This is a genomic window from Paralysiella testudinis (assembly GCF_016894345.1).
Classification (GTDB): Bacteria; Pseudomonadota; Gammaproteobacteria; order Burkholderiales; family Neisseriaceae; genus Paralysiella; species Paralysiella testudinis.
In genome coordinates this window covers 804,154-829,215 of the sequence record NZ_CP069798.1, presented here as the reverse complement: position 1 = coordinate 829,215, position 25,062 = coordinate 804,154, and the positions used below count along the sequence as shown (strand labels likewise).

The following is a 25,062-nucleotide window of genomic DNA, read 5'->3' as shown; positions in this document are numbered from 1 at the left end:
TCAATCGTTCAATACCCGGAAATGGTTGCGCACCCATACCTGGGCGGCGGCGCGTACTTGTTGGTCTAAAGCCAGTAAATCTTCTAAAGCTTCAGCACGCTGGTGGCCATGGTTGTGCAGACAATACGCCACCAATGCGGCAATATCGGTGTAACGGATGCGTTTGGCCAAAAAGGCCGCCACCGCCACTTCGTTGGCGGCATTAAGCACACAAGCGGCGGCATTGCCCGCCTGCATGGCTTCGTAGGCCAGCTGCAAACACGGAAAACGCACAAAATCGGGGCGGCTGAAGGTGAGTGCGCCGACGCGCGCCAAATCCAGTTTGGCCACGCCGGTATTCAATCTTTCAGGCAGCCCCAAACAATAAGCAATTGGGGTGCGCATATCAGGCATCCCCATTTGCGACAGCACCGAGCCATCGGTATAGCGCACCATGCTGTGCACAATGCTTTGCGGGTGAATCACCACTTCCAATTGCGCGGGCGGAGCATTAAACAGCCAATGCGCTTCAATCAGCTCCAGCCCTTTGTTCATCATGGTGGCCGAATCCACCGAAATTTTCTGCCCCATGCTCCAATTAGGATGTTTCACCGCTTGCGCGGGGGTGATGCGGGCAAAAGTATTCAAATCGGTGTGTAAAAACGGCCCACCCGAAGCGGTGAGAATCAGCGACTCGACGCCGGCGGCAGCCAAATCGCCGTCAAATTTTTCAGGCAGCACTTGGAAAATGGCATTGTGCTCGCTGTCTACCGGCAGCAGCCGGGCACCATGTGTGCGCACGGTGTGCATAAACAGGCCGCCGGCCATCACCAAGGTTTCTTTATTGGCCAGATAAATGGTTTTACCCGCCTTGGCCGCAGCCAGTGCCGGCATCAAACCGGCAGCACCAACAATGGCCGCCATCACCGCATCTACTTCGCCGCTGGAGGCCACATCGCACAGCGCCTGCTCGCCAAACAGCACCTCGGTGGCCACCGCAGCGGCCTGCAAGCGGCTTTTCAGCGCCTGCGCCGCAGTTTCGTCAGCCACCACCGCATATTGCGGGCAAAACTGCTGGCATTGCTCGGCCAGTTTTTCCACTTGGCGATGCCCGGCCAAGGCAAACACACGGAATTTATCCGGATGGCGCGCCAGCACATCCAAAGTGCTCACGCCGATGCTGCCGGTAGAGCCCAAAAGGGTAAGGGAAACCATACTCATACAGAAACCACTTTCAGCGTAAACCACGCCAACAATGCCGCATACACGCTTAACACGGCGATGAGGGAATCGATGCGGTCGAACACCCCGCCATGGCCGGGCAAGAGCTGGCTGCTGTCTTTGATGCCGGCGGCACGTTTGAGCCAGCTTTCCAGCAAGTCGCCGCAAATACTCACGGCGGTGAGCACCACTGCCACCACCACGGTTTGCCACAAGGGCAGATTCACCGCAAACCAGTGGTTTTGTTGCAGCACCACCGCGTAGAGGGTGACACACACCACACCGCCGATGGCGCCTTCCCAGCTTTTATTCGGGCTGATGGTGGGCGCCAATTTACGCTTGCCGATGGCGCGGCCAACAAAATACGCCGCCACATCGGCCAGCCACACCATGCCCATCACCGCCAGTAAATAACCCGCAGCCGCCGTATTCGGACGCAAACTGATTAAGGCCAGCCAAAACGGCAGCAGCAGCAACCAGCCCAGCAATGCCCCCCACACATCGGCTTTAACCTTCCATTTGTATTTCAACCACAGCGGTACCAGCAGCAGCCAAAACACCAACACCAGCGCATGTTGCCACAGGCTGAAGCGAAAGCCGCTGTGATACAGATACAGGCCGCCGCAGAAGCTGATCACAAGATAAAGCGCATTTTGCCAGGCGCGCATATGACAGATGCGCGCATATTCCCACAAGGCCAATAAGGCAATCAGCCCGGCAAAGGCGGCCCACAAGCGCTCGCCGGCAAAAAACAGCATGCCAATCATCAGTGGCAGCAAAACCAGGGCGGTAAGAATACGTTGTTTCAACATAGGCTAGGGGCGCTGCTGTTCGGGCGGCAATTGTTCGGAAGTGCGGCCAAAGCGGCGTTCGCGGGCATGGAATGAGGCCATGGCTTGTTGCAAGGCTGTGCTGTCGAAATCCGGCCACAGCACATCGGTGAAATAAAGCTCGGTGTAGGCCAGCTGCCACAACAGGAAATTGCTGATGCGCTGCTCGCCGCCGGTGCGGATAAACAAATCCGGCTCAGGCATATTACCCAAGCACAAATGTGCACTCAGATTGTCTTCGGTCAAGTGCTCGGCGCCTTGCTGAACAGCTTTATTGGCTGCCTGAAGAATATCCCAGCGCCCGCCGTAATCGGCGGCAATGGTGAGCGTGAGGCCGGTGTTGGCGGCTGTTAGCGCCTCGGCGGCTTCAATACCGGCCACAATCTCCGGTGTAAAGCGGCTGCGGTCGCCCACTACTTGCAGGCGCATGCCGTTTTTGTGCAGACGCATCACCTGTTTTTGTAAAGACTGCAAAAACAGGTTCATCAAAAAACCCACCTCGTCTGCAGGACGGCGCCAGTTTTCGGTGGAAAAAGCAAACACAGTCAAATAAGACACGCGCAGCCCGGCGCATTCGGCAATCAGCGCTTCCAATGCCGCTAGGCCTTTTTTGTGCCCCATCACGCGCGGCAACAGCCGCTTTTTCGCCCAGCGGCCATTGCCGTCCATAATAATCGCAATATGGCGCGGCACATCGGCATGGGTCGGCACTGCTTGGGTGCTGCTTTTCAATACACGTCCTTTGTTGCTGTTTCAGGCAGCCTCTGATGCTACTGTGCGGCACGGCCGGTTTTAGATGGCCATCAAATCTTCTTCTTTGTGCGCCAGCAATTTATCTACTTCACCAATGTATTTATCGGTGGTTTTCTGAATATTTTCTTCGCCACGGCGCGCATCGTCTTCGGTGATGTCTTTGTCTTTCAGCAGGCGCTTAAAGTCGTTGTTGGCATCACGGCGCACATTGCGGATGGCCACGCGGCCGTCTTCGGCTTCGCTGCGTACCACTTTAATCAAATCGCGGCGGCGCTCTTCGGTGAGCATGGGCATGGGTACGCGAATCAAATCGCCCATGCTGGCCGGATTCAAACCGAGGTTGGAATCGCGAATGGCTTTTTCAATCGCGCCGGCCATTTTGCTTTCAAACGGCTTCACGCCGATGGTGCGTGCATCAATCAGGGTAACGTTGGCCACTTGGCTTACCGGCACCGGGCTGCCGTAGTATTCCACTTCCACTTGATCCAACAAACCGGCATGGGCGCGGCCGGTGCGTACCTTGGCCAAGTTGTCGCGCAGCACATCCAGCGATTTTTGCATTTTGTCTTCGGCGGTTTTTTGAATGTCGTTAATCATATTGCCTTCCTTAAAACGAATAGGTTCGGCAGCCCGTTAATCAGCAGGCTGCTGAACATGAATCAGCGCGCATACTACCTTATCTGGCCGGTGCTTCCAAGCATCCGAACGAATAAGCGGCCAGCCGTATCCTGCGGGCTGGTTTATACGTGTACCAATGTACCTTCATCCTCACCCGCAACCACGCGTTTGAGTGCGCCTTCTTTAAAGATGCCGAACACCACGATATTCAGTTTTTGCTCGCGACACAGGGCAAAGGCGGTGGCGTCCATCACTTTGAGGTTGCGGCTGATGGCTTCGTCGAAAGTAATGGTTTGGTAGCGGGTGGCCGCGGCGTCTTTTTTGGGGTCGGCGGTGTAAACGCCATCCACATTGGTGGCCTTGAGCATAATATCACAATTCATTTCCGCACCGCGCAGGGCGGCGGCGGTGTCGGTGGTAAAGAAGGGGTTGCCGGTGCCGGCGGCAAAAATCACCACTTTGCCCTCTTCCAGATATTGAATCGCTTTGGGGCGAGCATAGGTTTCGGCCACTTGCTGCATGCTCAAGGCCGATTGCACCCGCGCTTTAACGCCCACGGTTTCAAACGCTTCTTTCAAAGCCAAGGCATTCATTACCGTGGCCATCATGCCCATATAGTCGGCGGTGGCACGCTCCATGCCTTTGGCCGATTGCGCCATGCCGCGGAAAATATTGCCGCCGCCAATCACCACCGCCACTTCCACGCCCATGTCCACCACTTCTTTAACCTGGCCGACAATCTGCATAATGGTGTCGCGGTTGATGCCAAAGGCGTCCGGCCCCATCAGGGATTCGCCGGACAATTTCAATAAAACGCGCTGGTATTTGGGTTGGGTGCTCATGGTGTTGGCCTTTTGTCGGTTGGGTTGGGTTATACCAATTCGAAAAAATAACCTAACTGCGTTGGCTCGCCTTGTTATCTTATTTTTCGAATCGGTATTTGGTATTAGGAGTATGGTGCTTTTTCTTGAACAGACTGGTGAAATGCGATTTTTTCAGGCAGCCTCAGTCTGTTTAAAAAAAAGCACCCTGATTCAGCGTACCGAATCCAGAGTGCTTCATGGGGGTTGCCTGCTTACACTTTAGCAGCGGCAGCCACTTCGGCGGCGTAGTCCACCACTTTTTTCTCAATGCCTTCGCCCACATGGAAAGCGGCAAAACGCACCACTTCGGCGTTTTGTTCTTTCAAGAATTTTTCCACGGTTTGATCCGGATTGATCACAAAAGCCTGACCCAGCAAGGTTACTTCGGCCAAGAATTTGTTGACGCGGCCTTCCACCATTTTGGCCACGATGTCGGCAGGCTTGCCAGACTCTTTGGCTTGTTCGGTGTAGATATGACGCTCTTTTTCAATCACTTCCGCAGGGATTTCGTCTTTGGAAACGCTTTGCGGTTTGGAAGCGGCAATGTGCATGGCCACTTGGCGGATGGCTTGTTCGTCACCGCCTTTGTGCTCGACCATCACGCCGATTTTGGCGCCATGCATATAGGTTACGATGCCGTTAGCGGTTTCAAAACGCTCAAAACGGCGCACACTGATGTTTTCGCCCAATTTGGCAATCACGGCTTTGCGCATTTCTTCCACGGTTTGCCCATCGGCGGTTTTCACGTCACCCAAGGCGGCCACATCGGCAGGGTTGCCGCTCACCACGGCTTGCGCGGCGGCTTTGGCAAATGCCAGGAAGCTTTCGTCTTTGGCCACAAAGTCGGTTTCGCAGTTGATTTCCACTACGGCGCCCACATTGCCTTCCACCACAGAAGTAATCACGCCTTCAGCAGCAGTGCGGCCGGCCAGTTTGCCTGCTTTGGCACCGGATTTGATGCGCAGGATTTCTTCGGCTTTTTCCATGTCGCCATCGGCTTCCACCAAGGCTTTTTTGCATTCCATCATGCCCAGGCCGGTGGCGGCGCGCAGATCGGCAACCATTTTTGCGGTAATTGCAGCCATTTATAGCTCCTTCAATATATCTATAATAAAGTTTCGTTTTCAGGCAGCCTCAGATAAACACAAGGCTGCCTGAAAAAATATTATGCCAATTCTATAAAACAAGATAACAAGGCGACGAGCCGCAGGCAGTATAGATATACGACAAGGCGAAGCAACGCAGTTAGGTTGTTTTATAGGATTGGTATCGGTATAAAAAAGGGGCTTAACGCCCCTTTATCCTTGCCTGCCTTATTCGGCAGCGGCGCGGGTTTCTTCAGCGGCCTGAGCGGCTTGCACCACTTCTTGCAAAGACTGGGCTTTGCCTTCCAGAATCGCATCGGCAATACCGCGGCAGTACAGGCGGATGGCTTTGGCAGAGTCGTCGTTGCCCGGAATGATGTGTTTCACGCCATCGGGGCTGTTGTTGGTGTCTACCACCGCAATCACCGGGATGCCCAGTTTTTCGGCTTCTACCAAAGTACCGTGCTGATAGCCAGTGTCGATGACAAAAATGGCGTCCGGCAGGCCTTTCATGTCTTTGATGCCGCCCAAAGAGCGTTCCAGCTTAGACACTTCACGCTGCATGTCGAGGATTTCTTTTTTGTTGAAACCAGATTCAGCCGCGTTTTCCAACAAGGCGCTTTTTTCTTCCAAACGCTTGATGGATTGTTTTACGGTTTTGTAGTTGGTGAGCATGCCGCCCAACCAGCGGTGATCCACAAACGGCGCACCGGCGCGTTCGGCTTCTTCACGAATGATTTCGCGCGCTTGGCGTTTGGTACCCACAAACAACACCGTGCCTTTGTTGGCGGCCAAACGGCGCACCACGTCTTGGGCTTCCAAGAACAAGGGCAGGGTTTTTTCCAAGTTTACGATATGAATTTTGTTGCGGGCGCCAAAAATGTACTCAGCCATTTTCGGGTTCCAGTAGCGGGTTTGGTGGCCGAAATGGACACCGGCTTCCAGCATTTGACGCATGGTCACTTGAGACATGATATTCCTTACAAAGGGTTAAAGCCTAGCACCACCTGCACAGAACTTATTGAAAAATAAGCACCCTTTGGCAAACGGCGCGAGCGTTAAGAACAAATAAAAAAGGCTTTTAAACAAAAGCCGCAGCATCTTACCTGTTTTTAGCTTTAAAAACAAGTCTATTCGGCAAGGTCATCGGCCTGAGGCTGCGGGTGTTGCGCCAATTTGGCCAAACGGTTGCGCCGCCGCACCCGCGCCACCCAAAACACAAACAAAGTGGGCAGCACCGACCAAAACAGCAAATAAATCAGCGCCCGCGCCAAAGAAGGCTGCGCCGCGCTGAATAACACGGTTACAAACAAATAACCCACCATAATGATATACCACATGCCCGCCGCCTTTATGCCAAGCCCATTCAATCAATCTGCAAGGCTACCTGAAACCAGCACCCACGGCCAGTGCCGCCCGCTATACTGCCACCCCAATTTCAGGTAGCCTTGCACCCATCCGCATCCAAAAGTGGACACCATGAGCCGCACCGACAAAGCCGCCCAGCGCCAACAACTGCGCCGCGCCCGCCAAAGCCTCACCCGCAGCCAACGCCGCAATGCCACGCGCCGCAGCAACAGCGCACTCAAGCCTTTCATCCGCCGCGCCCGCCGCATCGGCGTGTATTGGCCGGTGGGCAGCGAATTGCGCTTGGATGACTTTATGCGCGCAGCTCTGGCGCGCGGTGCACGCGTGTATCTGCCTTATATCGAGCCGCACTCATTGCGCCTGTGGTTTACCCCTTACTGCGCCAATACCGCCCACGCCGAGCGCGCGCGCGGCCAAAGCCGTTTGCGCATTCCTCAGTTTAGCGGCCACAAAATCCGCGCCCACCAATTGCACACCTTAATCGTGCCCTTGGTGGGCATCGACCGCCACGGCTACCGCTTAGGCCAAGGCGGCGGCTATTATGATGTTACGCTGGCCCACACCCGCGCCCGCTTGCATCCGCACACCATCGGCGTAGGCTTTGCCTGCCAACAAGTGGCGCAATTGCCGCGCGAGGCTCACGATATGCCGCTGGATGCGTTTGTGTGTGAACATGGGCTACAGCGCTTTGGTTCGCATCAATCATCATTTTAAAATCATCCTTATCACTTTTTCAGGCAGCCTAAACCATGACGCCCACACCCCCTATCCACGCCTTATTACAACAATATCCGCTGTTGCAGCGCCTGCAAGTCGCCGAAGAGCTGGCTTGGTTCAACCCCGCCACCACCAGCGTGGCCGACGCCCTGCCCCATATTGGGCTGGATGGCGGCGATATTGCCGCCGCTGCCGAGCGCCTGCAACGCTTTGCGCCTTATCTGGCCGCGGTATTTCCCGACACCGCCGCCGCCAACGGCCTGATTGAATCGCCCTTGCGCCCGATTGCCGCCATGCAAGCCGCCTTAGACACCGCCCTACCCGGCCGTTTGTGGCTGAAAATGGACAGCCATCTGCCCGTATCCGGCTCCATCAAAGCCCGCGGCGGCATTTACGAAGTTTTGGCTCATGCCGAACAATTGGCGCTGGCGGCCGGCTGGCTGCGCGAAAGCGACGACTATCGCGTGTTCGACACCCCGGCGGCGCGGGCGTTTTTCAGCCAATACACCATTGCCGTGGGCTCCACCGGCAATTTAGGGCTGTCCATCGGCATTATGGCGGCCAAATTGGGCTTTCAGGCAGCCGTGCATATGTCGGCCGATGCACGGCAATGGAAAAAAGAGCGCTTGCGCAGCTTGGGTGTGCGCGTGGTCGAATACGCCGAAGACTACGGCATCGCCGTGGCACAAGGCCGCGCCCAAGCCGCCGCCGATCCGAATTGCTTTTTTATCGACGATGAAAATTCACGCACCCTGTTTTTGGGCTACGCGGTGGCGGGCGAACGCCTGAAACAACAATTGACGGAGCAACATATCCGTGTGGATGCCGAACACCCCTTATTTGTGTACCTGCCCTGCGGCGTGGGCGGCGGCCCCGGCGGCGTGGCTTTCGGCCTGAAAATGGCGCTGGGCGACCATGTGCATTGCCTGTTTGTTGAGCCCACACAGTCGCCCTGTATGTTGTTGGGAGTGCACACCGGCCTACACGAAGCCATTGCCGTGCAAGACTTGGGCTTAAGCAACCGCACCGCCGCCGACGGCTTGGCGGTAGGCCGCCCGTCCGGCTTTGTTGGCCGCGCAATGGCGCCCTTAATCGACGGCTACGTTACCGTGAGCGATAAGCGCTTATTCCACTGGTTGCGCCAATTACAGCAAAGCGAAAACATCCTGCTCGAGCCTTCCGCCCTGGCCGGTTTTGCCGGTTTGCCTGCGGTGGCCACCGACCAAGCCTATCGCGCCCGCCTCAATCTGAGCGACCACATTCTGCGCCAAGCCAACCACATTGTGTGGGCCACCGGCGGCGGCATGGTGCCCGCTGCCGAAATGGCCGCCTACCTAGCCAGCACCGAATAATTTTTTCACCCGCCCGCTTGACAGCCCCGGCACCGATGCTTAGAATGCGCAGCTCTTTGGGTCGTTAGCTCAGCTGGTAGAGCAGCGGACTTTTAATCCGTTGGTCGATGGTTCGAATCCATCACGACCCACCAAAATTCATTCAGATGGCGCAAACATCTGGATTATGTCGCCCGAGCTTCATACAATAAGGCCACGATTGAGCACTGTGCTTCAATCGTGGCCTTATTGCATCATGCCATCCCGTATCGCTGTAATGCACCGCGCAGGCTCACTGCCGCCAATACACTAGCCCCCCAATTTTAAGAAGGAAAACACGCCATGACTGCGCCGCTTAAATACAGCTTTTTCGGTTCAGCGGCGCGGGATGCGCTGCGCAACCCCAAAGTGCGGGTGTTGCTGCTGCTCAGCTGTATGATTATCATCACCGCCACGGTGTTTTATCATTTTCAAGAAGGCTGGGGCTGGATTGATGCGCTGTATTTTTCGGTGATCACCATTGCCACGGTGGGCTATGGCGATTTTGCGCCGCAAACGCCGCTGGGCAAATTGTTTACCGTAGGCTACCTGATTTTCGGCATCGGCGTGTTTGTGGTCACCACCGCCACCTTTGCCGAGCATCTGCTGCAACACATCCGCAGCGAACTGATCCACACCGATGGCAAGCGTCGCACAGCATCCAAACACAAATCGGACTAATCTTATGAAATGGCTCAAAAAAACAGCATGGACAGTGGGCATCGCCGCGCTGGCGCTCACCGCCACCGCCCTGATTACCCACAAAAATCTGCCGGGTACGCACGATTATGAGCTCAGCACCCATTTGCCGCCCGACCCGGCCAGCCCATTAGCGCAAGCGATTTTCCCGCAAAATGAAGCCCATCCGGGCTTGAGCGGCGTTTATCTGCTGCAAGACGGCGTAGACGCGTTTGTGGCGCGGCTGTCGTTGGCCGAAGCGGCGCAAAAAACCTTGGATGTGCAGTATTACATTTGGCACAACGACATCTCCGGCCATTTGCTGTTTCAAAGCATGCTCAAAGCCGCCGAGCGCGGCGTGCGCGTGCGCCTGCTGTTAGACGACAACAACACCCAAGGGCTCGATCCCTTGCTGCTGGCGCTCAACCAACACCCCAACATCGAAGTGCGGCTGTTCAACCCCTTTATGCAACGCAACTTCCGCCCGGTGGCGTATTTAAGCGATTTTTCGCGCCTCAACCGCCGCATGCACAATAAATCCTTTACCGCCGATGGCGTGGTGAGCATTGTGGGCGGGCGCAATATCGGCGATGAATATTTTGGCGCGGGCGACGGCGTGATGTTTGCCGATTTAGACGTTGCCGCTACCGGCCCGGTGGTGGCCGCCATCCAAACCGATTTCGACCGCTACTGGCGCAGCGAATCCACCTACGCCGCCGAGCGCATTTTGGCGCCCAACAACACCGCCGCGGCCGCGTTAAATACCGATGCCAGCCCAGACGCGGCCACCCAAGGCTACCTGAAACGCCTGCGCGAATCCGATTTTGCCGCCCAGCTGCTGCAAAACACCATCACGCTCACTTGGGCGCCCGCCACTTTGTTTAGCGACGACCCGGCCAAAGGCTTGGGCAAAGCCTTGCCCGACAACACTGTTATCGCCCACATCACCCCCTTAATGGACAGCGCCCAACACGAGCTGATGATTGTGTCGCCGTATTTCGTGCCCACCCGCAAAGGCACCGACATGCTCTCGGCCATTGCCCAGCGCGGCGTAAATGTGGCCGTGTTAACCAACTCGCTGGCCGCCACCGATGTGGGCGTGGTGCACGCCGGCTATGCCAAATACCGCCGCGATTTATTGGCAAACGGCGTACGCCTGTTTGAGCTCAAGCCCGAAGCCACCATCACCGATGCCGAAAAAGGCGCCATCGGCGGCAGCAGCGGCGCCAGCCTGCATGCCAAAACCTTTACCGTGGATGGCCGCTATGTGTTTGTCGGCTCTTTCAATATGGATCCGCGCTCGGCCACGCTCAACACCGAAATGGGGCTGGTGTTCGACCACCCGCAGCTGGCGCAACACATCAGCCAAAACCTGCACCAACACGTTGCCGAACACACCTATGCCGTGATGCTGGATAAGCACGACAAACTGCAATGGCGCACGCAGGAAAACGGCCGCCAGCTCACCCTGGACACCGAGCCGCAAAGCGGGCCCATTCAGCGCATCGGCCTGTGGATGATGTCTAAGCTACCGATTGAGCATTTGCTGTAAGTACCAATGCTTTCAGGTAGCCTTTAGAGCCTATTTCGCCAAGAAAACCAAAGGTTTTTCAATGCTTTTATGCACGAAGCTTAATAACTAAAGATACGCAGTTGTGTATCAAGGCTACCTGAAATATAAAACCGTCATTGCCGAACTGGATTCGGCAATCCAGCTGCGTATCAATATCGTTTTATTTTTAGCATCGGTATATCTTGTTCTTCAAACCAGTGTTGGATTCAAGAATCCAACCTACGGCGGTGCCCCTAAAAGGCTGCCTGAAAAAATAAACTGCTCGGCATCAAATCGAGGCTTTATATGAATATCCGCACCAAATCCTTTGCCATTGCCATCGGCTACGGTTTTGCCGCCGGTGCGCTGGCCGCGCTGGTACTGTATCTGATGCAAAGCGTGCAGCATCTGCTGTGGTCGCACGATTACGGCAATCATCCCGGCTATATCTTCACCGTCATCACCATCGGCGGCGCCATTCTGGCTTGGATTCAGCATTACCGCCATCAGGGCACGGCGGGCGATGGCAGCGTGCAGCAACAACTGCACGCCCTGCATTCGCCGCTGCAAGCCAAAAAACGCGATACCCTGCTGATTGCCGTGTCGGCCATTATCGCCGTGGGTTTCGGCGGCGCCGTTGGCCCCGAAGCAGGCTTGCTGGCCGTGGCCGCAGGCTGTTCGGCCATTATTTCCTTATTGCTGGCCGCCAGCCAGCAAGAGCAGCGGTTGATTCGCGACACCGGCGCCGTGGCCGCGCTGTCCGGCCTGTATGGCGCACCGCCCGGTGCCGCCATTTTGGTAGACGAGCAAGCCAACGGCCAAATCGATGCCCAAGCCACACCGTTGGTGCTTAAATTTCTGGCCGCCGTCTGCGGCTTAAGCGGCTTTTGGTTCAGCCACCAATGGCTCACCCATGGCGACTTCCAAGCCCTGCCGCTGCCCGACTACACGCAAACGGGCAGCGATGCCGTCACGGCCTTGCCCACCGCCCTGTGCGGCGCCTTACTGGGGCTGCTCTACCTCAAGCTGCACCACAAAATGCCGCAGTGGCTGGCGCATATTGGCAGCCCATTCCGGCAAATTCTGGTCGCATCCATCATCTTTGCCGCCATGGCCGCCTGCTTTCCCCTGCTGCGCTTTTCCGGCCATCATGAAATGGCACATGCACTGGAGCACAGCATTCAGCTGGGCTTCTGGGGTTTATTGGCCTTGGCGCTGGGCAAAGTTTTGGCCATGACTATATGCCTGTGCGGCGGCTGGCGCGGCGGTGAGTTTTTCCCGGCCATTTTTGCCGCCGCCGCACTGGCTGCCGCCGTGCACCTTTTGGTGCCCGCCATACCGCTCACCGTGGCCATTGTGAGCGCAGCAGGCGCCATGGCCACCGTGTGCATGGGCAAGCCGATTGCGGTATTGCTGATTATGTTGCTGCTTACCGGCCTGGCCTCCACCGGTGCCTTGTTTGCTGGCATTTTGCTTGGTTATGCCGCGCAGTGGTGGTATGCAAAATATCAGCAGCACGAGGCTGCCTGAAAATAAATCATAGAGTGAAATAAAAGCAATAAAACCAACAACTCTAGAGTTCAAATCCATATTAAAACCCTGTATTGCCGCTGATGAAACACCGCAGCAATACAGGGTTTTTGATTAAGGGCTTCAGGCAGCCTTAAGCGTTGCCGGCTTCGCCTTCTTCTTGGCCTTGCTGGTACATGGCTTCAAAGTTGATGGGCGCCAGCAGCACCGGCGGGAAACCGGCGCGGGTGATGGTGCTGGATACGGCTTCGCGGGCGTAGGGGAATAGGATGTTGGGGCAGGCCACGGCCAGCAAGAGCTGGATGTCGGCGTCGTCGATATTGGCGATGCGGAAAATACCACTTTGGGTGACTTCGTTGAGGAACATCACTTTATCATCGGCCAGCTTGGCAGTAACGGTAACAGTAACCGCGCAGTTGTAAAACTCGTCTTCCAGCTTGGTGCTTTCGGTGGCCACGCGCATGTCTACTTCTGGCTCGCCGTTTTCCAGAAAAATGCGCGGTGCGTGCGGCACTTCCAAAGACAGGTCTTTCAGATACAGTTTTTCAATGCTGAATACGGGTTGCTGTTCGGCAGCTTTTACTTCTTCGCTCATGGCGTTTCCTTAATAAAATAATCGTGGCTAAAGGTGGGAAAACAAAATGTTCAGGCTGCCTGAAACGGCCCGAACGCTGAAAGTTTCAAGTAATACATTCTAGCCGTTTGCCAACAAAGCATCCAGCTTGCCCGCGCGGTTTAGCGCGTTCAAATCGTCAAAGCCGCCCACATGGGTGCTGCCAATGTAAATCTGCGGCACGGTGCGGCGGCCGGTGCGTTCCATCATGGCGCTGCGCAAGGCGGGTTCGGCGTCGATGCGGATTTCTTCGATGTGGTGGATGCCTTTTTGCTTCAATAATGCTTTGGCCATATTGCAGTAGGGGCAGTAGGCGGTGGTGTACATGGTGATGGTGGGCATGGCGGTTTCCATGGTTTTGGTGGATTGCTGTGGTTTAACTTACCAATGGATAAGCTTTAAAATAAAGTGAGTTATTTAAAACAGATTATGTTTTTTATACATTTTCTTAATCGTTTTACTTTGCGCTTCATGGCCGCGCGGCCACTTACTTTTCTTTGCTTCGCTCACGCGAAGCGCACCTACGGCGAGCAAAGTAAGCAAAAGAAAGGCGACCCCGGTTGCAGGTTTGGCTACGCCAAACTTCCCTCACTACGCATACTTTTGGCGGCGCTCGCGAGTCGCTGCGCTCCGGACCGCCCTTGTTTCCGCCAAAACCATGCTCCGTTCGGCTGCGCCAAGGGGAAGGCTGCACGGATTTTTCGTTTCAGGTAGCCTGAACAAAATAACTTGTAAATTGCTGCACTTTCCATCCGAGTGCATATCTTCATTATTAATCCGACGGTTGCTTTTAAAACACCGGTACACAGATTCAAATAAATAAGGTCAGGGCAAGGTTTTTTCAAGCGCTTGGGTGTCGTTTAATACCCGCTCCACCAGCTTGTCCATATCGGGCAAATAGCCGCCGCTGCGCTCGGAGTTGATGATAACAACCAGCGCCAGCGGATGTTGCTGCGGGTTTTCAGGCAGCCAATAGCCGGCCAGTGCACGCACGTTTTGCAGGGTGCCGGTTTTCAGGCGCAGGCCGCCGCCGCTGTTTTTAAAGCGGCCTTTTAAGGTACCGTCGTGGCCGCCGATGGGCAGGGTGTTGATAAAGGCTGCCTGAAACGGGCTTTGCCAGGCTTGCTGCAACATTTGCCCCATAAAGCGGGCGGTGAGGCGCTCGCGCCGCGACAGGCCGGAGCCGTTTTCCAACACCAGCGCTTCGTCGTCTAATCCGGCGGCCACGAGCTGGCGGCGCACGGCGCCTTTGGCGTTTTGCACGGTGTGCTTGCCGGCGGCTTCGTGCTCGCCGATGGCAAGAAACACGCTGCGGGCAATCAGATTATTGGAAAATTTGTTCATGTCGGTGAGCACTTCAGCCAAGGGCTTGCTGTTGTTGGCGGCCAAGGTGCGTGCCTGCGGCGGGGTGCGGCCTTCGGCAAAGGTTACGGCATTGCCGCCGGTGGCCAGCCAGTGTCCGCTAAAGCTTTGGCGGGCAAAGGTGGGTGCGTCAAACAGGTTGACAAACATTTTTTCGCCCACGCAGCTTTGCGGCAGGCGGCCGCGAAACTGCAATACGCCGTTGAGATGCTGGATGCTCAAATAATTGGCCAGTTTGCCGCAGCGTGCCGGGCGATTGGCCACGGCCACTTGGATGTCGCGCGGGGTGTCGGCCAGCGGCGGGTTGAGGTCGAACTGGGGATTGCCTTCGGCATCAATGCCGGCGGTAGCCCACAACACTTTATAGGCCACCATATGCGGATCGGGCGGGGTAACGAACAGGGCGCCTTCGTCGGCCTCAAAGCCGTCGGCACTGCCGCTGCTGCCCCACACGCTGCGATCGAGCACCACTTGGCCGCCGATGCGGCTGATGCCCAGCAAGCGCAATTGTGCCTGCATGTCTTGCAAATCAGGCTGGTCGAACACAGGGCTGCCGCTGCCCTGCCAATACAGGTTGCCCTGCAAAACGCCGTCGCGCACGGGGGCATCGCTCTTGAATTCGGTGTGCCAGCGGTAGTCCGGCCCCAGCGCACGCAAAGCGGCAAAGGTGGTCACCAATTTCATGGTGGAAGCCGGGTTCATGCTGGCGTCGGCGCGGTGTTGCAGCAACACTTGGCCGGTGTGTAAATCCTGCACATACAGCGCCACTTCTTCGGGCGGGATGCGGCCGAAATCCAGCGCCACTGCCGGTGTTGTCAATAAACACAGCCATGCCAAGGCGGCCGCGCGGCGGCCTGAAATACCAGTCCTAAAAAATAACCTAACTGCGTTGGCTCGCCTTGTCGTACTAGCTGTACTGTCTGCGGCTCGCCGCCTTGTTATCTTATTTTTTATGATTGGTATAATAGGCCTAGCTAGGGTATTAAATATCTGTTGGATCCACATCAATCGACCACCTTATCGCGCGGTGTGTTGTTTCAAAATGGCGCAGCAGTTGCCGCCACAGGCCGATGCTGTGGTGCAAGTCGCGCCGCTGGGTGCCTTCCAAAAATACTTGCGCCCGTTCGCGCCCGGCCAGCCGTGCCATCAGCATCGGCACCGGCCCGAATTGGCTGATGGTTTCAGGCAGCCTGAAGCCGTTGGCCTGCTCGTCGATTATCAGCCGCAAAAATGCCACGGCTTCGCTCATGCTGGGGGCATCGGCGCGGATGGCGGCCACAAAGGCAAACGGCGGCAAGCCCAAGCTTTGCCTTGCCGCCAGCTCGGCATCGGCAAAGCGCGGGTAATCCTGTGCTTTAAGCGCCTGAAATACGGCGTGGTCGGGCAATTGGGTTTGCACCAACACACGCCCGGGCGCATCGGCCCGCCCGGCACGCCCGGCCACTTGCATCAATTCGGCAAACAGCCGCTCCGGTGCGCGGAAGTCGGCGCTGTAAAGGCTGCCGTCGGCATTGAGCACCAACACCAAATTCAAGCGGGCGAAATCGTGGCCTTTGGCTAGCATTTGCGTGCCCACCAATACATCCACTGCGCCAGCATCGATGCGCTCATACAACTGCGCCCAATCTTGTTTGCGGGCGGTGCTGTCGCGATCCACCCGCACCACTGCCGCACCGGGCAAGGCTTGGCGCAGGGTTTCTTCTACCCGCTGGGTGCCATGCCCCACGGCGGTTAAATCCTGATTGCCGCAATCGGGGCAAATGCGCGGGATAGGCTGCCTGAAATCGCAATGGTGGCAGCGCAGCTGGCGCGCTTGTTGGTGCAGTACCATTTTGGCCGAGCAATGCGGGCAGCCGAAAGTGTGGCCGCAATCGCCGCAAAACAGCGCCGGGGCAAAGCCGCGCCGATTCAGATACACCATGCTCATGCCGCCTTGGGCGTGGTTTTGTTGCAACAGCGCCAGCGCTTGGGCGCTAAAGCCGTTGTCCAATTTTTGGCGGCGCACATCGGCCAGCACAATTTGCGGCAAGGCAGCGGCGTGATGGGCGCGCCTGCCCAGGCTGAGCAGGCGGTAGTCGCCATGGCGGGCTTTGTGCCAGCTCTCTAGGCTTGGGGTGGCGCTGCCCAGTACAATCGGGCAGGCGGCCTGTTGCGCGCGCCACACCGCCAAATCACGCGCCTGATAGCGCAAATCGCTGTCTTGTTTAAACGAGCTGTCGTGCTCTTCGTCTACCACCACCAGCCCCAATTGCCGCAGCGGCGTGAACACCGCCAGCCGCGTGCCCACCACCAAGGCGGCCTGTCCGCTTTGCGCACGCAAATAATCTTGGGTACGCGCCCCAGCGGCGGCCTGGCTGTGCAGCACGGCGGTGCGGGTGTGGGGAAAACGCTGCTGCACGCGCGCCAACAGCTGCGGGGTAAGGTTGATTTCCGGCAGTAAAAACAGCACTTGCCGCCCCGCCGCCAACACCTTGGCCATGATGTCGAAATACACTTCGGTTTTGCCGCTGCCGGTGATGCCGTGCAGCAAAAACGGTGCAAAGCCGCCACAGGCTGCCTGAACGGCTTGGCTGGCGGCCTGTTGTTCTTCATTTAATACATGCGGCGACGGCGGCATCGCCCCATGCGCCGGGCTGGCAATGGCGTCTAACCAGCCTTGTTGTTGCCATTGTTTCAGCAGCGATGGGGCTTGCGTGTGAATGGCTTTGGCCGCCGGCAGGCTGAGTGCACCTTGCTGCAAAGCCTGCCATAAGGCCAGCTGCTTGCGGTGGTGCGCCTTGGGTGCAGCTTGTGTCAAGCCGGTGGCCGACAATACAAACGATTGCGCCACCGGCGGCGGCGCCACCGGCCGCGCCTCACGCAAACCCTGGGGCAAGGCGGCAAACACCGCTTGCCCCAAGGGATAGTGGTAATAGCGGGCGGCAAACTGCAACAGCGCGCGCCAATCGGCATCCAGCGGCGGCTCGTGGTCAAACACCTGTGCAATCGGGCGGATTTTGGCACTGTCGATTTCTGCCGCCACATCGGCTGCCCACACCAGCGCCGCCACGGTTTTACCGCGAAACGGCACCGCCACCCGCGTGCCTTCAGGCAGCCTGTGCGGGTGGGCGTAGGTGAAGAGGGTGTCCAGCGGCACATTGAGCGCCAGTTGGTGGTAAATCACGGTGCCGCAAGCTTTGGTGGTGGAAATGCCGCCATTGTACACGGTGGCGCGCAGGCCGTGGCCATCGGTATAATGGCCGCTTTTGCCGTGGCCATAGCCCACGGCCACAGGATTGCCAACAACCATGCCGCTCACCCCTTCCCGCGCCCCGTCTTTACTCGGCGGCGCTTTAATTATCGCCGGTACCGTGGTGGGTGCCGGTATGTTTGCCAATCCCACCGCCACCGCCGGTATTTGGTTTGGCGGCTCGCTGCTGGTGCTGGCCTACACTTGGTTTTGCATGTTGGCCTCCGGGCTGATGCTGCTGGAAGTGGGCAGCCATTATCCGGCTGGCGCCAGCTTCGACACTTTGGTGAAAGACTTACTCGGCCCGGTGTGGAACGGCATTACCGGGCTGGCGGTGGCGTTTGTGCTGTATGTGCTCACCTATGCCTATATTTTTGTGGGCGGCGATTTAACCGCCCAAAACCTGAGCGCCATGGGGCAAACGGTGCCGCTACCAGTGGGGCAGCTGCTGTTTTTTACCGTGCTGGCGCTGTGCGTGGTGTGGAGCAGCCGCTGGGTAGGGCGGCTCACCAGTGTGCTGCTGGGCGGCATGGTCATCACCTTTCTGCTGGCCACCGGCCCCTTGATCGGCTCGGCGCAATGGCCGCTGTTGCTCGACAGCGGTGCGGCGGCGGGCACGCGCTATTGGCCATATGTGCTCACTGCGCTGCCGGTATGCCTGGCTTCGTTTGGCTTTCACGGCAATGTGGCCAGCCTGTATAAACACTACCGCGGCGATGCGGCCAAGGTAGCCAAGGCTTTGTGGCTGGGCACGCTGCTGGCCTTGCTGATTTATGTGCTGTGGCAGCTGGCCATTCAAGGTAATTTACCGCGCCATGCGTTTGCGCCGGTGATTGCGGCCGACGGCCAGGTGTCGGTATTGATTGCCGAAATCACCCGCTACGGCGGCCACGCGGCGGCGGGTATGGGCAAAATGCTGTCGCTGTTTGCCTATATGGCGATTGCCACCTCGTTTTTGGGGGTGACGCTGGGCTTGTTCGACTACTTGGCCGACTTGTGCGGCTGGGGCGACGATGCCGCCGGACGCAGCAAAACCGCCGCGCTCACCTTTTTACCGCCGCTCTTGGCCTGTTTACTGTTTCCCACCGGCTTTGTTACCGTTATCGGTTATGTGGGGCTGGCCGCCGCGGTGTGGACGGCCTTGGTGCCCGCCATGCTGTTGCGGCGTAGCCGTCAACGCTTCGGCCTTGGCCGCTACCGCGTGCGCGGCGGCGTGACGTTGATGTTGTTGGTGTTCAGCTTTGGCGTAATCAATATTGCGGCGCAATTGCTGAGCCAATGGGGCTGGGTGCCGGTGTTTAAGGGCTAGCAACAGAGCAAAATGAACCACAGGCTGCCTGAAATGGTTTCAGGCAGCCTGTTTTTCATTCCAAAATTACGCATATCAATTTGAAAAATAAAGTAATCAAGCGGAGCTTATTTACTTGGTTCTTCAGTCAACGCTTTAGGTTATTTTTAAAATTGGTATAAGGCCATTTTTAAGGGTAGCGTGGGCGCGTTGCTCACGTAGAAAAATGCTTGGTTTCAAACAGCCGTCTTGATATTCGTAGGCATAGCCCACGCTACGCTTACTCGAAACCGTCCCCTGAAAACTGTTGCCTGAAACCTGTCGCCCGGCACTCACACCGGCAGCAAGCTGCTTAAATGCCCTAAAAACCAATTCACGCGCGGATCAGGCGTGGGGCGGGTAACCGCGTAGTGGGTTACCAAATAAGTGGCCTGTTGCGGCAGCAGCGCACACAGTATGCCGTCGGCCACCAGCGGCGCGGCGTAGTCTTGCGGCAAATAGCCGATGTGGCTGCCCGCCAGCAAAAACAGCCGTGTGGCCTCCATCTGATAAGCCGTGGCGGTAACCTGCACCGGGTTTAAGCCCGACAAAAATGCCGACTGCAAATAGCCGCGTTTCACCCAAGCATAATCTTCTTCCAGCATGTTTAAAGTCAGGTTGGGCGCCTGTGCCGCCGGATGGTCGCGGTGGCAATACACATTTTGCCGCTCTTCCAGCATCGGCTGGTAGCGCAGGTTTTTTAAAGGGTTGGCAAAATAGCCCATGCCCAAATCCATTTGATTGGTGGCCACCGCAGTTTCGATTTCCTGCGGCGAGCGGATGTCTACCGCCAGCCGCAGCTCCGGATAGCGCTGATAAGCGGTTTGAATCACGCTGGCCAATGCTTGAGTAAAGCTGTCGGGCATGTGGTCCACCATGCAGATGCGCAAGGTGCCGGAAAGCACCGAGCGGTGCCATTTGATGTTTTGCACATCGCGGTGAAATTCGGCGGTGGCCTGCAACAGCAGCGTGCAGGCATCGTAGAGCTGATGCCCGGCCTTGGTGAGCCCGAAACCGGCGCGGCCGCGGCGGCACAGCGACACGCCCAAGCTTTCTTCCAGATGCGCCAAATGGGTGCTGATGGCCGATTGCGACATATTCAAGCGCGCCTGCGCCGCACTCACGCCCTGGCACTCCACAATCGCCACAAAAGCCTGTAGCGCTTTTAAATCATGTTTAATCAAGGTGTGCAGCATAAAAACTTTCCCGGCATGGCCACTGCTTGCGGCAGAACGGCTGCTATGTTAGCAAATCCTGCCGCATCTTGCCCAACTGCGGCCGGATTCCTTGCTGCTTTTCAGGCAGCATTCGGCAGACATTGCTTCTGATGACATCGGCGATGTGCCGATCAATACCGTCAACCTACACAAAGCATGGGTATGCTTGCGCAAGCACACCTTTTTGGCGATTTACGAATAAAACAGCACAAGCCAACCAATGCTTACCTGCACCCCTTGCCCGGCAGCAACTCGGCGATTGAAATCCATCAACACGATTTTGCCGCTTAAGCTTAAAGGGCATGGCAAAATAAGGCTGCCTGAAACAACTTCAGGCAGCCTTATTTTGCATCACCGTTTTTGTGCCGTTACAGGCCAGATTTTTCAATCCGGCCTATTCAGCCGCCAAAGGCTTAATCACCACCGTCTCACCGCACGCTGTCGACAATACCTGATTTAACACCGCGATAAACTCGCTGCCGTCGCGCGTGGCCAGCCACTGGCCGTTTTGACGGCCAAAATGAAAGCCGCCGCTTTTGGCGGCAATCCACAGCTCTTGGTTGGGCGTGTGGCGGTTTACAATCACCTGCTCGCCGCTGTCGGCCTCGATGGTGAGCACATTGCCGCCGCTTTGGCAGTCTAAATCCCAGCCGCCGGCATCGATTTCGTCTTCGATGCGGGCAAATAAATCGTCGGAAAACTGTAAAAATTCACTTTCGGTCATCATGGTTTTGTGTGCCGCCGCATTTTTTGTTTGTAGGGCGCTATTTTGCCATAGTTTGGCCTATAATAACGGCCAAACTTGGCTTAACGCCGTTAGGTATGCTTTCAGGCAGCCTTTTTATTATGGAACCCCCATGTCCCGATTACCCCTATTGCTGTGCACCGCCTTGCTTTTGGCCGCCTGTGGCTACAAAGGCGATTTGTATCTGCCCAAACAAGACGACAAAGCCCAGTTCGGCGTGGTACAAACCGGCCTACAAACCGGCCTGCCAAACCAGCCCATCCAACCGCAAAACCAGCCCCGACATGACTGATACCCTACACTGCGAACAGGTGCCGCTGCCTGATTTGGCCGCTGCCTACGGCACGCCGCTGTATGTTTACAGCACCCAAGCGCTCACCGATGCCCTCGGCCACTACCAACACGCCTTTGCGGCGCTAAATCCACTGATTTGCTATGCAGTGAAGGCCAACGGCAATTTGAGCATTTTGCGCCATTTCGCCCGCTTGGGCTGCGGCTTTGATATTGTGTCCGGCGGTGAGCTGGCACGGGTGTTGGCCGCAGGCGGCAGCGCGGCGAAAACGATTTTTTCCGGCGTGGGCAAAAGCGTGGCCGAAATCGAATACGCGCTGCAACAAGGCGTGCTGTGCTTTAATGTGGAGTCACTGCCTGAGCTAGACCGCATCAATGCGGTGGCCGCGCGCTTGGGCAAAACCGCGCCCATTTCGCTGCGCATCAACCCCGATGTGGACGCACAAACCCACCCGTATATTTCCACCGGCCTGAAAGCCAATAAATTCGGCATTGCCTTTGCCGATGCACTGGCCGCCTACCAACACGCCGCCAGCCTGCCGCACTTGCGCATCACCGGCATCGACTGCCATATCGGCTCGCAGCTCACCAATTTAAGCCCACTGGTGGAAGCACTGGAGCGCCTGCTGGTGCTGGTAGACACGCTGGCCGCCCAAGGCATTGCCTTGCAACACATCGACATCGGCGGCGGCGTGGGCATTGTGTACGACAACGAAGAGGTGCCCGATTTGGCCGCCTACGCCCAAGCCGTGGCCGAGCGCCTGGCCGGGCGGAAACTGAAGCTGATGCTGGAACCGGGGCGCAGCTTAGTGGGCAATGCCGGGCTGCTGCTCACCCAAGTGGAATTCATCAAACACGGCGAAGAAAAAGACTTTGTGATTGTGGATGCCGCCATGAACGACTTGCTGCGGCCTTCTTTATACGATGCCCACCACCGCATTGAGCCCGTGCAGCAAAAAGCCATTGCGCCGATTTGCGCCGATGTGGTTGGCCCCATTTGCGAAACCGGCGATTTTCTGGGCAAAGCACGCACCTTGGCGGTGGAACCGGGCGATTTGCTGGCCATCCACAGCGCCGGTGCCTACACCGCCAGCATGGCCAGCAACTACAACACCCGCCCGCGCGCCGCCGAAGTGTTGGTGCACGGCCATCAACACCGCCTAATCCGCGAACGCGAAACCGTGGCACAGCTGTTGGCAGGCGAGCAGGCTTGTTTGGCGGATTGAAGACACACTCTGCTTAATCCGGATATATCTGCAAACGGTTGATGATTTACACAAGGTAAACTTTATCCCTAATACTGCATATAGAAGCGTATCAGGCTGCCTGAAATGAGGTTTATATCAATGAAAACAATTGACAAAGCAGCACTGCTAGTGGAGTTTGAGCGGCCTAAAGTGGTCAACTTTACGGCAGAAGAAATTGCCCGGCGCAAAAAAAGTTTTATTCAGATTGTTGCCAGTTGCGCTCTTGAAAATGCGGAGCCGGACGAATTTGGTAAAGTGGTTGTTATGGAGCGCATTCGCGGAGAATTGACCCACGAACAAGCAGATATGATTTTACGGGAACAATGCCCTGATGAAACGGCTCGCATTCAAGCCAAGATTAGGCGCATGCATCAACTGGGCTTATCGTGGATAGATTTATAATACCAATTCTACAAAATAATATAACAAGGCGGCGAGCAGAAGACAGTACAAGTAGTACGGCAAGGCGAGCCAACGCAGTTAGGTTATTTTGTAGAATTGGTATAATATAAGCAGCAACAAAGGTTGCGTATCCATTTATCAAGGCTGCCTGAAAAACAAAACCACCGCCTCAGCGGTGGTTTTGCGGTTTTATCAACGGCTAGCGTTTGCGTCCGAACAAGAACGACAACACCGCCATAATCAAAAACACAATAAACAGAATTTTGGCAATACCGGTGGCTGCACCGGCAATGCCACCAAAACCCAATACGGCGGCAATAATGGCGATGATAAAAAAGATCACGGCGTAATGCAGCATAGAGGTGCTCCTTATTAATATTAATGATGAATGTGTGATGTATTGGCATAATACCCAAATGGGACACGGCTGCACCTAATTCCGTTCCGTGCCCACGCACCCATCCTACACACCCATTGGCAGCAAAGCAAACGCAACCTCACACATCCAGCTTTAAATCACCCTCTTTAATCCAGCCTTTTTTGCGCAACAGCATCGCCACCGCCAAGGTAATCAGCGCCGGCAGCACAAAATGCAACAGGCCGATGGCCAGCCACACCGAAGGCGCGTTGCCCATAGCATTGATGGTGCCCACCTGCCCCACCAGGCCACTGGTGCCCATGCCCGCGCCCGAAGGAATATTGCTCATTTTAAAGCCCAGCGTGGCCACCGGGCCCAACACTGCGCTGGCCACAATCGGCGGAATCCAAATTTTTGGGTTTTTGACAATATTGGGCATTTGCAGCATGCTGGTGCCCAAGCCTTGGCTGAGCAGCCCGGCCCAACGGTTTTCTTTAAAGCTCATCACCGCAAAGCCCACCATCTGCGCACAACAGCCCACCGTGGCCGCACCCGCCGCCAAGCCGCTGAGCGATAGGGCAATGGCAATCGCCGCGCTGGAAATCGGCAAGGTAAGGATAATGCCCATCAACACCGCCACCACCATCCCCATCAGCAAAGGCTGCAACTCCACCGCCCACATAATCAGTGCGCCGATTTCGGTCATCATCGCCGCAATGGCCGGGCCGATAAATTGCGCCACCGCCACCCCCGCCATCAGCGTTACTGCCGGGGTGACGATAATGTCTACCGGCGTGGTTTTGCTCACCAGCTTGCCGCATTCCGCACCCACTGCCGCGGCAATAAAACAGCCCACCGGCCCGCCCAGTGCCGCGCCGGCGGTGCCGGTGGCCACGCTGGCCAAGAGCACCAACGGCGGGGCTTTTAAGGCATAGGCCACGCCCACGCCAATCGCCGCGCCCATCACCCCTTGCGCCTGCGTGCCCACCGCCACCAGCCACGGCAAATCCGCCCAAGTGCCGATGGTTTTCAGAATCAGCCCCACAATCAGCGAGCTGAACAAGCCCAGCGCCATAAAGTTCAGCGCATCCACCCCGTAGCGGCGCACACTGAATTCAATATTGCGCGCCGCCAAAAATTGTTTCACCGCCATTGCTTCTCCCTTGCCGCCTGTTTATGATGTTGCTGGTTAAATAACAGGCTGCCTGAAACATTTTCAGGCAGCCCCTACTGCGAACCCATACCATGCATACTCTGATTTACACCAGCATCGACAGCGCCGACGCCTTGCAACAACACGCCGGCCTGATGGAAGCCGTTTTTCCCTTACACCAAAGCCTGCGTCCGCATTTTCAGGATTTCGATGCCTATTTGACACAAATGCAACGGGTGTTGGCCGACCATGCCCGCTTGCTGGTGGTGCAATACACCGATCACCAAGCCATCGGCCTTGCTTTGTACCGTATGCACCACAACACCTATCAGCACAAATTGTTTTTTCTGGAGGATTTGGTGGTCGACGAAAATCAGCGCGGCCGGCATCTGGGCAGCCAAATTTTATTGCAGTGCGAGCATATCGCGCGCAGCAACGGCTGTCATTATTTATCGCTTGATTCCGGCACCTTCCGCACCCGTGCGCACAAGTTTTACTACAGCCACGACTATGTGGCCGATTGTTTTCATTTTTCTAAAAAACTTTAAGAGCTT

General features: G+C 56.5%; 27 protein-coding genes and 1 tRNA gene. 12 read left to right on the top strand and 16 right to left on the bottom strand.

The window, feature by feature from the left end; all coding sequences use genetic code 11:
• From ispC to JQU52_RS04155, 8 genes are all read right to left on the bottom strand, one after another.
• Window positions 1-1,200, bottom strand: coding sequence for a 1-deoxy-D-xylulose-5-phosphate reductoisomerase (gene ispC, locus JQU52_RS04190; RefSeq protein WP_230339890.1), 1,200 nt, complete (start codon window positions 1,198-1,200; stop codon window positions 1-3).
• Complete coding sequence (locus JQU52_RS04185; protein WP_230339889.1) at window positions 1,197-2,012, bottom strand: phosphatidate cytidylyltransferase; 816 nt, start codon at window positions 2,010-2,012, stop codon at window positions 1,197-1,199. Before JQU52_RS04185 ends, ispC begins: the two co-directional genes overlap by 4 nt.
• Before the next feature lie 3 nt (window positions 2,013-2,015).
• On the bottom strand, window positions 2,016-2,762 hold the full coding sequence (uppS, locus tag JQU52_RS04180; protein ID WP_230339888.1) for a polyprenyl diphosphate synthase: 747 nt from the start codon (window positions 2,760-2,762) through the stop codon (window positions 2,016-2,018).
• A 60-nt stretch (window positions 2,763-2,822) separates the two neighbouring features.
• Entirely contained in the window at window positions 2,823-3,380 is a 558-nt protein-coding gene (gene frr, locus JQU52_RS04175; protein WP_230339887.1) for a ribosome recycling factor, read from the bottom strand.
• A 143-nt stretch (window positions 3,381-3,523) separates the two neighbouring features.
• Window positions 3,524-4,243, bottom strand: a complete 720-nt coding sequence (gene pyrH / locus JQU52_RS04170) for a UMP kinase (RefSeq protein WP_230339886.1) — start codon at window positions 4,241-4,243, stop codon at window positions 3,524-3,526.
• A 233-nt stretch (window positions 4,244-4,476) separates the two neighbouring features.
• A complete protein-coding gene (tsf, locus tag JQU52_RS04165) occupies window positions 4,477-5,349 on the bottom strand; it encodes a translation elongation factor Ts (protein ID WP_230339885.1) in 873 nt (290 codons plus the stop codon).
• A 228-nt stretch (window positions 5,350-5,577) separates the two neighbouring features.
• On the bottom strand, window positions 5,578-6,321 hold the full coding sequence (gene rpsB, locus JQU52_RS04160; protein ID WP_230339884.1) for a 30S ribosomal protein S2: 744 nt from the start codon (window positions 6,319-6,321) through the stop codon (window positions 5,578-5,580).
• Between the two features lie 158 nt (window positions 6,322-6,479).
• Window positions 6,480-6,689, bottom strand: coding sequence for a hypothetical protein (locus JQU52_RS04155; protein WP_230339883.1), 210 nt, complete (start codon window positions 6,687-6,689; stop codon window positions 6,480-6,482).
• A gap of 139 nt (window positions 6,690-6,828) precedes the next feature.
• Here JQU52_RS04155 and JQU52_RS04150 point away from each other — a divergent pair, with 139 nt between their 5' ends.
• The 7 genes from JQU52_RS04150 to JQU52_RS04120 all read left to right on the top strand — a co-directional run bounded on the left by JQU52_RS04150 (window position 6,829) and on the right by JQU52_RS04120 (window position 12,564).
• Entirely contained in the window at window positions 6,829-7,431 is a 603-nt protein-coding gene (locus tag JQU52_RS04150; RefSeq protein ID WP_230339882.1) for a 5-formyltetrahydrofolate cyclo-ligase, read from the top strand.
• A 35-nt stretch (window positions 7,432-7,466) separates the two neighbouring features.
• Window positions 7,467-8,786, top strand: a complete 1,320-nt coding sequence (locus tag JQU52_RS04145; RefSeq protein ID WP_230339881.1) for a D-serine ammonia-lyase — start codon at window positions 7,467-7,469, stop codon at window positions 8,784-8,786.
• Window positions 8,787-8,844: 58 nt separating this feature from the next.
• Window positions 8,845-8,920 (top strand) — tRNA-Lys (locus JQU52_RS04140).
• Window positions 8,921-9,107: 187 nt separating this feature from the next.
• Window positions 9,108-9,485: a potassium channel family protein gene (locus JQU52_RS04135; RefSeq protein WP_230339880.1), complete on the top strand. Its 378-nt coding sequence runs from the start codon at window positions 9,108-9,110 to the stop codon at window positions 9,483-9,485.
• 4 nt (window positions 9,486-9,489) lie between these two features.
• Window positions 9,490-11,034: a phospholipase D family protein gene (locus JQU52_RS04130; RefSeq protein ID WP_230339879.1), complete on the top strand. Its 1,545-nt coding sequence runs from the start codon at window positions 9,490-9,492 to the stop codon at window positions 11,032-11,034.
• 103 nt (window positions 11,035-11,137) lie between these two features.
• Window positions 11,138-11,344: a hypothetical protein gene (locus JQU52_RS04125; RefSeq protein WP_230339878.1), complete on the top strand. Its 207-nt coding sequence runs from the start codon at window positions 11,138-11,140 to the stop codon at window positions 11,342-11,344.
• The gene (locus JQU52_RS04120) at window positions 11,341-12,564 is read left to right on the top strand and encodes a chloride channel protein (protein WP_230339877.1); all 1,224 of its coding nucleotides are present in this window, start codon (window positions 11,341-11,343) and stop codon (window positions 12,562-12,564) included. Before JQU52_RS04125 ends, JQU52_RS04120 begins: the two co-directional genes overlap by 4 nt.
• Window positions 12,565-12,697: 133 nt before the next feature.
• Here JQU52_RS04120 and secB read toward each other — a convergent pair whose 3' ends face one another.
• The 4 genes from secB to JQU52_RS04100 form a co-directional block, all read right to left on the bottom strand.
• Complete coding sequence (gene secB / locus JQU52_RS04115) at window positions 12,698-13,159, bottom strand: protein-export chaperone SecB (RefSeq protein ID WP_230339876.1); 462 nt, start codon at window positions 13,157-13,159, stop codon at window positions 12,698-12,700.
• A gap of 99 nt (window positions 13,160-13,258) precedes the next feature.
• Window positions 13,259-13,519 (bottom strand): glutaredoxin 3, encoded by a 261-nt coding sequence (gene grxC / locus JQU52_RS04110; RefSeq protein ID WP_230339875.1) that lies wholly within the window; start codon window positions 13,517-13,519, stop codon window positions 13,259-13,261.
• A gap of 483 nt (window positions 13,520-14,002) precedes the next feature.
• Complete coding sequence (dacB, locus tag JQU52_RS04105) at window positions 14,003-15,358, bottom strand: D-alanyl-D-alanine carboxypeptidase/D-alanyl-D-alanine endopeptidase (RefSeq protein WP_230339874.1); 1,356 nt, start codon at window positions 15,356-15,358, stop codon at window positions 14,003-14,005.
• A gap of 163 nt (window positions 15,359-15,521) precedes the next feature.
• Entirely contained in the window at window positions 15,522-17,702 is a 2,181-nt protein-coding gene (locus JQU52_RS04100; protein ID WP_230340519.1) for a primosomal protein N', read from the bottom strand.
• Between the two features lie 124 nt (window positions 17,703-17,826).
• Here JQU52_RS04100 and JQU52_RS04095 point away from each other — a divergent pair, with 124 nt between their 5' ends.
• Window positions 17,827-19,077: an aromatic amino acid transporter gene (locus JQU52_RS04095; protein ID WP_230339873.1), complete on the top strand. Its 1,251-nt coding sequence runs from the start codon at window positions 17,827-17,829 to the stop codon at window positions 19,075-19,077.
• A 311-nt stretch (window positions 19,078-19,388) separates the two neighbouring features.
• Here the strand turns inward: JQU52_RS04095 and JQU52_RS04090 are convergent, their stop codons facing one another.
• Together JQU52_RS04090 and cyaY are read right to left on the bottom strand one after the other, a co-directional pair.
• Window positions 19,389-20,291: a LysR family transcriptional regulator gene (locus JQU52_RS04090; RefSeq protein ID WP_230339872.1), complete on the bottom strand. Its 903-nt coding sequence runs from the start codon at window positions 20,289-20,291 to the stop codon at window positions 19,389-19,391.
• Between the two features lie 415 nt (window positions 20,292-20,706).
• Window positions 20,707-21,039, bottom strand: a complete 333-nt coding sequence (cyaY, locus tag JQU52_RS04085) for an iron donor protein CyaY (RefSeq protein WP_230339871.1) — start codon at window positions 21,037-21,039, stop codon at window positions 20,707-20,709.
• A gap of 130 nt (window positions 21,040-21,169) precedes the next feature.
• Between cyaY and lptM the strand changes: the two genes are divergently transcribed.
• The 3 genes from lptM to JQU52_RS04070 all read left to right on the top strand — a co-directional run bounded on the left by lptM (window position 21,170) and on the right by JQU52_RS04070 (window position 22,997).
• Window positions 21,170-21,349 carry an LPS translocon maturation chaperone LptM gene (gene lptM / locus JQU52_RS04080; protein ID WP_230339870.1) on the top strand — a complete coding sequence of 60 codons (180 nt, stop codon included), beginning with the start codon at window positions 21,170-21,172 and terminating at the stop codon, window positions 21,347-21,349.
• On the top strand, window positions 21,342-22,574 hold the full coding sequence (lysA, locus tag JQU52_RS04075; protein ID WP_230339869.1) for a diaminopimelate decarboxylase: 1,233 nt from the start codon (window positions 21,342-21,344) through the stop codon (window positions 22,572-22,574). Before lptM ends, lysA begins: the two co-directional genes overlap by 8 nt.
• Before the next feature lie 120 nt (window positions 22,575-22,694).
• Complete coding sequence (locus JQU52_RS04070; RefSeq protein WP_230339868.1) at window positions 22,695-22,997, top strand: antitoxin VbhA family protein; 303 nt, start codon at window positions 22,695-22,697, stop codon at window positions 22,995-22,997.
• 199 nt (window positions 22,998-23,196) lie between these two features.
• Here the strand turns inward: JQU52_RS04070 and JQU52_RS04065 are convergent, their stop codons facing one another.
• Window positions 23,197-23,355: a DUF1328 domain-containing protein gene (locus tag JQU52_RS04065; RefSeq protein WP_230339867.1), complete on the bottom strand. Its 159-nt coding sequence runs from the start codon at window positions 23,353-23,355 to the stop codon at window positions 23,197-23,199.
• Window positions 23,356-23,494: 139 nt separating this feature from the next.
• Window positions 23,495-24,508, bottom strand: a complete 1,014-nt coding sequence (locus JQU52_RS04060) for a PTS transporter subunit IIC (protein ID WP_230339866.1) — start codon at window positions 24,506-24,508, stop codon at window positions 23,495-23,497.
• Window positions 24,509-24,600: 92 nt separating this feature from the next.
• Between JQU52_RS04060 and JQU52_RS04055 the strand changes: the two genes are divergently transcribed.
• Entirely contained in the window at window positions 24,601-25,056 is a 456-nt protein-coding gene (locus JQU52_RS04055) for a GNAT family N-acetyltransferase (protein ID WP_230339865.1), read from the top strand.
• Window positions 25,057-25,062 lie beyond the last annotated feature (6 nt).